Genomic DNA, 5,953 nt, shown 5'->3' on the forward strand with positions numbered 1-5,953 from the left:
CGTAGGGGATGCCCGAGGCACCGGGCCCGGCCGGCGGAGTTGCGGCCGGACCCTTGTCGATCTTGTCAGTCACAATGACTGCCCTTCAGTGGAGCCTTCGGCGGGATGCGTGGATCACTGGCCCGCATTGATCCGGGCCTGCTGCACCGCGGCGTCCTTGACGTCCCACTTCTCCAGGACCTTGGCGTAGGAGCCGTCCTTGATGATCGCGTCGAGGGCTTCCTTGATGGCGTCGCGCAGCTGCGTGTTCTCCTTCGGGACCGCGATGCCGAAGAAGCCGACGTCGCTCTGGCTGCCCACGATCTCGAAGTCGTTGCCGCCGCCGGAGGACTTCGCGACGTACGCGGCGACCGGATAGTCGTTCAGCTCCGCGACCGCGCCGCCGGCCTTCACCCGGGTCTGTGCCTCGGCGTCGGTGTCGAACGACTGGATGGTGAGCTTGTTCGAGCCGCACTTCTCGGCCTGCGCCTTGAAGGTGTCCTCGAAGAGGGTGCCGCGCTGGACGGCGACCGTCTTGCCGCAGAGGTCGTCGAGGGACTTGATGTTGTCCGGGTTGCCCTTCTTGACCAGGAGCGAGATACCGGAGGAGAAGTAGTCGACGAAGTCGACGCCCTTGCCGACCTTCTTGCCGTCGTCGTCCAGGCCCTCCTGCCGCCTCTTGTTGTCCGTGATCGAGGACATCGCGATGTCCTGCCGGCCGGTCTCCAGGGAGGTGATCAGGCCGTCGAAGGTGCCGGAGGTGAACTGGAACTTCACACCGAGCTGCTTGCCCAGCGCCTCGGCAATGTCCGGGTCGACACCGACGATCTTGCCGCCCTCGACGTACTCCATCGGCGCGTAGGCCGCGTCCGTGCCGACCTTGATGACGCCGGCGTCCTGGATCTTCTTCGGGAGCTTGGAGAACAGCGGGGCGTCGCTCGTCTTCTCCTTGCCGGACGACTCGCCGCCGGTCTGGTCGCCGCAGCCGGCGAGGGTCATGGCTGCGGCGCTCACGAGGGCCAGGGCCGCGACCGTGTTTCTTCTTGCTACCGCTCTGGTCATGATCAGTGGACTCCTTCGACGGAATGGTTCGGAATGGTGGGGCCGACGGGGCGGGAAGGGAAGAGCGAAGGGGGACGGACTGGTGGGCGGGCGGGCTGAGAAGCCGGCTCGCTCAGGCGTCGACCACGCGCAGGTGTGCGACGGACGGGTCGACGGCGCCGCGTACGTGGCCGTTGGGCGCGGCCGCGGTGAGCTGGAGAAAGCGCACCGTCTCGGTGGTGATGACCTCTCCGGGCAGTACGTTGGGGATGCCCGGCGGGTAGGCGGCCAGCGTGTCCGCCGACACCCGCCCCACCGCCTCGGCCGCGGGTACGACCCGGCCGGGGCTCATGAACGCCTCGCGCGGGGTGAGCACCGCCTCGCCGGGGGCCGGGAGCGAGAGCCGCAGGCCGCCGTCGGCGCCGGCGCCGAGGGGGCGCGGGAGGGTGTGCAGGGCCTCGATGAACCGGTCGGTGTCCGGTGCGCTGCCCGCGCCGACGACGGCGACGATGGCCGAGTCGGTGGCCACCTCGACCATGATCTGGTGGTCGCCGAAGAGCCGGCGGCGGGCTTCATGGCCGCTGATCCCGCCGATTCTGGTGTCGATGGCGACGCGCAGGGGGTCGGCGGCCACGATGTCCGGAAAGCGCCCGAAGCCGTCGCTGACCACTGCGTACCGGCCCAGCCGGCGCAGTACGCCGCGGAGCGTGTCCGCTGCCCGGAGGGAGGCCCCGATGCTGTCCTGCCCGCAGGCCAGGCCCCTGCGGGCGAGGTCGAGGGAGGCCAGCAGGACCGCGCTCGCGCTGGTGGACTGCACGAGCCGGAAGGCGCGGTCGACCAGCGGCTCCAGCCGGTCGGCGAACGGGCCGTGGCCCAGGTGCAGCATCGCGGACTGCGTGAGGCTCCCGCCCAGCTTGTGCGTGCTGGAGGTCACCAGGTCGGCGCCCTGGGCCAGGGCTCCGGAGGGCAGGCCGGGGTGGAAGCCGAAGTGGGAGCCCCAGGCCTCGTCCACGATCAGCGGGAGCCCGTGCGCGTGCGCCGTGTCCGCGATGGCGCGGATGTCGGCGACGGCGCCGAAGTAGCTGGGCGAGACCACGTACACGGCGGCCGCGTCGGGGTGCGCCGCGACCGCGTCGGCCACGGCCGCGGCCGTGACGCCGTGCGCGATGCCCTGTTCGGTGTCGAGGGAGGGCTGGACGAACGCGGCCTTCAGACCGGAGAGCACCAGGCCGTCGATCACGCTGGAGTGCACGCTGCGCTGCACGACGAGGGTGTGCCCGAGCATGGGGGCGATCAGGGAGGCTATCTGGTTGCCCTGCGAGGCTCCGTTGGTGAGGAACCAGGTGCGCCGGGCGCCCCACGCCTCGGCCGCCAGCTCCGCGGCCTGGTCCATCGGCGTGTCCGTGCCGAGGTCGAGCCCGTCGAGGAGCGGCGGGAAGTCCAGCCGGAGCAGGTCGGATCCGAAGGTCTCCGCCAGGGGGCTGTCGCCTTCGGCGGCGTGGCCGGGGACGTTGAGCCGCAGCCAGGAGCGGGCGGCGTGGGCGCGCAGCGCCTCGGCGTAGGGCGCGCGGTCCTGGCGCGCCGTGGTCGGGCGGGAGTGGGGTGCGAGGGCGAGGGGGCTGTTCACGTCGCTCAGTGTGTGGGCCTCCGAGGTCTATAGGAATGCTGCATTCACCTATGGATCTCCATACGCTGTCTATATGCTCGAGATCCGTCACCTTCACGTCCTGCGGGCCATCGCCCACGAGGGTTCCCTCGCCGGTGCGGCCCGCGCCCTGCACTACGCGCAGCCGACCGTCACCCATCATCTGACCGTGCTGGAACGGCACTTCGACGCCGCGCTGGTGCACCGGGGGCCTCGGGGCGCCACGCTCACCGAGCTCGGCGAGACGCTGCTGCCGCACGCCGAGGCGGTGCTGTCGCGGCTGCGGCTGGCCGAGCGGGAGGTCCGTGATCAGGCCGCTCGGGGGACGCGCACGCTGCACATCGGGACCTTCCCCACCGCCGGCGCGCTCCTGCTGCCCGGCGCGGTGCGGTCGCTGCACGAGCAGGGCGTCCACGTCTCCCTGGTCGAAGGCGAGCTGCCGGCCCTGCTGAACGGCCTGCGGTCGCGGGAGCTACAGGCCGCGCTGGTCTTCTCCCAGCCGGGCGACCGGCTCGACCTGGAGGACGAGTTCGAGGTGCACCCGCTGCTGACCGATCCGCTGCTGCTGGTCCTCCCGGAGGACCACCGGTGTGCCGCCCTGGAGCGGGTGCCGCTGGAGGAGCTGCGGGAGGACCCCTGGGTGGGGGCCGCCGACCCCCGCGACCCGTGCGACCGCCTGCTGTCATGGGCCTGCGCGCAGCACGGGTTCGAGCCGGTGCACGTGATGCGCACCGACGACTACGGCGTCGTCCAGGGCTTCGTCGCGGCCGGTACGGGAGTCTCGCTGGTCCCGCGCCTGGCGCTGGGGGCGCCGCGCGCGGATCTCGCCGTCCGGCCGCTGGAGGGGCCGCCCCTGGCGCGCGAGATCAGCGTCGCCGTACTGCGTTCGACGACGGCCCGCAGCGCCCAGGACCTGGTCGACTCCCTGAAGCGGCAAGCGGCGCGCGTCATCGCACGGTGGGCGGAGCAGCCGCCCGCCTGACGCCGGCGCCGCCGCGCCGCCTACTGGGGCTGGGTCGCGATCTGGATCAGGTTGCCGCAGGTGTCGTCGAAGACGGCGGTGGTGACGGGGCCCATCTCCAGGGGTTCCTGGGTGAAGGTGACGCCGAGGCCGCGCAGGCGCTCGTACTCCGCCTTCACATCGTCGACGGCGAACTGGGCGAGCGGGATGCCGTCCTGGACGAGGGCGTCGCGGTAGGTCTTCGCGGCCGGGTGGCCGGTGGGCTCCAGGAGGAGTTCGGTACCGCCGGGCTCGTCGGGCGAGACGACGGTCAGCCACCGGTCCTTCTCGCCGACCGGGACGTCGTGCTTCTTCACGAAGCCGAGGATCTCGGTGTAGAAGTGCAGGGCCTTGGCCTGGTCGTCGACGAAGACGCTGGTCAGATGGATCTTCACGGGGTGTTCTCCTCCGGTGTGGGGGTGTCGCGTACGGGCCACCGCTCGGCGATCTGCCGCAGCGGAGCCGTGTTCAGGTCGTGGAACTTGTAGCGGCCTTCGCGCCGTGTCTCGACGAGCCCGGCGGCCTCCAGCACGGCGAGGTGCTGGGAGACCCCCTGGCGCGAGATGCCGAGCTGGTGCTTCACGCTCAGTCGTGAACAGATCTCGAACAGTGTCTGTCCGGACCTCTCCGCGAGCTCGTCGAGGATGATGCGGCGCGTGGGGTCGGCCAGAGCTTTGAAAACGTCGTCGGCCACGACCACAGGATAGGCAAACACTCACTTGCCTATCAAGTCGGGACGCGCCGCGCCGCCCGTCCGGCGCCCCCGTCATCTCGCCTTGACCTTGACGCGGCGGCAGGGTTTCTACTGGGGCCAACGGATCGAAGCGATCACCGCGCTCGGGGGGCCGATCCCCCTCGGGCCGCTGGAGAGGACACGGACATGGGCACCACCACGGAGCGGAACCTGGCCCTGCTGCACACGGCCTACCGGGCACTGGGCAGCGGCGACCTCGACGCGTGTGTCGACATGCTGACGGAGGACTTCATCGCCAACGTCCCCGGACTGCCCGAGCCGCTGCACGGCCGGGAGATCTGGCGGCTGGGGGCGCAGGCCATGCTGGACGGCTTCCCCGACCTGCAGATCAAGGTCGAGGACATGTTCGGCGCCGACGACCGGGTGGCGGTGCGGGTGCGGTTCAGCGGGACGCACCGGGGCGAGTTCCAGGGCATCGCGGCCACGGACCGGCCGGTGCACTTCCGGAGCATCGAGGTCTACCGCGTCGAGGGCGGCAAGATCGCCGAGGAGTGGGTCGCTCCGGACATGATCAGCCTCATGCAGCAGATCTCGCCCGCGCCGGCCGCCGGCGCGCCCGCGGCCTGAGCGGGCCGGCGGACGCTACCGGCTGATCAGCGGCAGCGCGCGGAAGGCGTGGTCCTGCCAGATCAGCCGCGAGGAGTCCTCCGGGTAGCCGGTGACGGCCGGTCCGGTGCCGAAGAGCCGCACGAGGCGCCGATCGGTGCCGTACGCGGGCCAGCCGGGGGCGCCGTGCGCGGCGAACCCGGTCCAGGCCGCGCGCATGAGGCCCGACAGGGCCTCCGCCTCCGCCACCGCGGAAGGCTCCTCGCCGATCAGCATGGCGGGCTGACCGCGGTCCAGGTTGCCGAACACGAGCGGGACGTCGAGGCCGTGGCAGGCGCCGAAGGCGCCGCCCATGGCGGGGGCGGGCCAGGTCAGTTCGTAGACGTGGACCCGGCCGCCGGCCGCCGTCTGGGCCTCGGCGAGCTGGAGCGTCGGCATCCGGAACAGCCAGTCGGAGTGGACCAGTTCGTACAGCTCGTCGGGGCCCGCCGCCGGAAAGGCCTCGCGGTAGCGGCGCGCGCCGTCCGGGCCGGGGGCGAAGAAATCGAGGGCGGCGGCCGCCTGCTCCTCGCCGACCTCGCCGAGCAGACCGTTCAGCGCGGTGAACAGGCGCTGCTCCGCACGCGTGTGGCCGACGAGCAGTTCGACGCCGCGGCCCGCCCCGTCCGTCAGGGCCCGCCACGGCGTGACGGCGAGGGCCTCGCCGTCGATGACGGGCGCGAAGGGGATCGTCCGGTGCGCGGGCAGGCCCCAGCGCTCCGCCCGCCGGTCCATGGCTGCGGCCACCGCGTCACCGGCCGCGGACAGCCGGCTCGGGGCGGTGCCGGACAGGTCGGCCGCTGTGGGCCGCAGGCCCAGCTCGGCGGCGCAGGCGGCGCCGATGTCGGCGGCGAGCTCCGGCGGGGGGGGGCGGGGGCGGGCCGGGGGGGCCCGGGCGCCCCCAGCCCCCCAGCCCGCCCGGGACCCGGGGCCGGCGGGTGGGAGCGCC

General features: G+C 72.5%; 7 protein-coding genes. 2 read left to right on the forward strand and 5 right to left on the reverse strand.

All coding sequences use genetic code 11. The features are described 5' to 3' along the window. Positions 1–114: 114 nt before the first annotated feature. Together ACFWP3_RS40520 and ACFWP3_RS40525 are read right to left on the reverse strand one after the other, a co-directional pair. Complete coding sequence (locus ACFWP3_RS40520; protein ID WP_384231712.1) at positions 115–1,041, reverse strand: ABC transporter substrate-binding protein; 927 nt, start codon at positions 1,039–1,041, stop codon at positions 115–117. Between the two features lie 112 nt (positions 1,042–1,153). After that, complete coding sequence (locus tag ACFWP3_RS40525; protein ID WP_384231714.1) at positions 1,154–2,647, reverse strand: aminotransferase class I/II-fold pyridoxal phosphate-dependent enzyme; 1,494 nt, start codon at positions 2,645–2,647, stop codon at positions 1,154–1,156. Positions 2,648–2,720: 73 nt separating this feature from the next. Here ACFWP3_RS40525 and ACFWP3_RS40530 point away from each other — a divergent pair, with 73 nt between their 5' ends. Next, positions 2,721–3,647 carry a LysR substrate-binding domain-containing protein gene (locus tag ACFWP3_RS40530; protein WP_384231717.1) on the forward strand — a complete coding sequence of 309 codons (927 nt, stop codon included), beginning with the start codon at positions 2,721–2,723 and terminating at the stop codon, positions 3,645–3,647. 20 nt (positions 3,648–3,667) lie between these two features. Here the strand turns inward: ACFWP3_RS40530 and ACFWP3_RS40535 are convergent, their stop codons facing one another. Beyond that, positions 3,668–4,060: a VOC family protein gene (locus ACFWP3_RS40535; protein WP_384231719.1), complete on the reverse strand. Its 393-nt coding sequence runs from the start codon at positions 4,058–4,060 to the stop codon at positions 3,668–3,670. Continuing rightward, complete coding sequence (locus ACFWP3_RS40540) at positions 4,057–4,359, reverse strand: ArsR/SmtB family transcription factor (protein ID WP_384231721.1); 303 nt, start codon at positions 4,357–4,359, stop codon at positions 4,057–4,059. Before ACFWP3_RS40540 ends, ACFWP3_RS40535 begins: the two co-directional genes overlap by 4 nt. A 186-nt stretch (positions 4,360–4,545) precedes the next feature. Between ACFWP3_RS40540 and ACFWP3_RS40545 the strand changes: the two genes are divergently transcribed. Continuing rightward, positions 4,546–4,986 carry an ester cyclase gene (locus ACFWP3_RS40545; protein WP_384231723.1) on the forward strand — a complete coding sequence of 147 codons (441 nt, stop codon included), beginning with the start codon at positions 4,546–4,548 and terminating at the stop codon, positions 4,984–4,986. A 15-nt stretch (positions 4,987–5,001) separates the two neighbouring features. On the opposite strand, the gene ACFWP3_RS40550 is transcribed toward ACFWP3_RS40545, so the two are convergent. Beyond that, positions 5,002–5,751, reverse strand: a complete 750-nt coding sequence (locus ACFWP3_RS40550; RefSeq protein WP_384231725.1) for a hypothetical protein — start codon at positions 5,749–5,751, stop codon at positions 5,002–5,004. Positions 5,752–5,953 lie beyond the last annotated feature (202 nt).

The organism is Streptomyces sp. NPDC058525, assembly GCF_042719495.1.
Classification (GTDB): domain Bacteria; phylum Actinomycetota; class Actinomycetes; order Streptomycetales; family Streptomycetaceae; genus Streptomyces.